The sequence below is a fragment of the Anaerovorax odorimutans genome (genome assembly GCF_024459955.1).
In the GTDB taxonomy this organism is placed as follows: Bacteria; Bacillota; Clostridia; order Peptostreptococcales; family Anaerovoracaceae; genus Hominibacterium; species Hominibacterium odorimutans_A.
Genome location: NZ_JANFXK010000073.1, coordinates 1 through 785, shown reverse-complemented (window position 1 = coordinate 785; position 785 = coordinate 1). Strand labels below are relative to the sequence as shown.

The 785-nt window shown below is 48.2% G+C and carries 2 protein-coding genes; both read left to right on the top strand.

Annotated features, from left to right (window positions below; all coding sequences use genetic code 11):
- Positions 1-58 precede the first annotated feature (58 nt).
- Complete coding sequence (locus NE619_RS17895; protein WP_256133848.1) at positions 59-277, top strand: hypothetical protein; 219 nt, start codon at positions 59-61, stop codon at positions 275-277.
- A 16-nt stretch (positions 278-293) separates the two neighbouring features.
- A partial coding sequence (locus NE619_RS17890; RefSeq protein ID WP_256133847.1) for a type II toxin-antitoxin system PemK/MazF family toxin occupies positions 294-785 on the top strand: 492 nt, incomplete at its 3' end.

Sequence of the window (785 nt, the reverse complement as noted above, 5' to 3'; positions counted from 1 at the left end):
GGAGCGAGAAATAGCTGCTATAACTGCCAGGCTGCTCCTGGTAGGGCCATGAAACGCAATGGGCATAATGATACTCCTGTCCGGTCATAAAGTCGAGCGTCCCAAAAGCGCCATAGCGCAGACGATGTCGCAACAAGTGAGGACAGCTCCGGGAGATCCCCGGAGGGGTGCAATTCCCGTGGAGCTGATTCGCTGTCAGCCGTTTGGTGATTTCCCGATCATGCTGCGGGGTGCCGAGGGCAAATGCCAGCATGGCTACATAGCAAAAGCTGTGTAAATACAAGGAGGTTAAGATGAAAAAGATTCTATTTCGCGGAGATATATACTATGCGGACCTGAACCCTGTGATCGGCAGTGAGCAGGGAGGAAAACGGCCGGTAGTGATCATACAAAATGATCTGGGCAATCGATACAGTCCAACTGTGATCGTTGCGGCAGTCACCGGCCGGAAAAAAATTAAATTACCGACCCACGTGGCGCTTAAAGGTATTCCGGAACTCGATCATGACTCAATTATTTTATTGGAGCAACTCCGAACCATTGATAAACAGAGGCTAAGGGAGCCGATTGGTTCTTTAGATAAACTGACGATGAAGGAATTAGATCAGGCCTTGCTAGTCAGCATCGGTATTAAGAAAAAGGCAGATACACCTTTAATTTTATGTCTTTGTCCGACATGTGCCAGCCAGTTTTACGATAATCCGGATTACTCAATTAGGCGGCTGGACCTGGAACAGGAAGAGAAAGATGCTTGTATGTATTGCAGTGTGCGGCAAGGTTTTGAT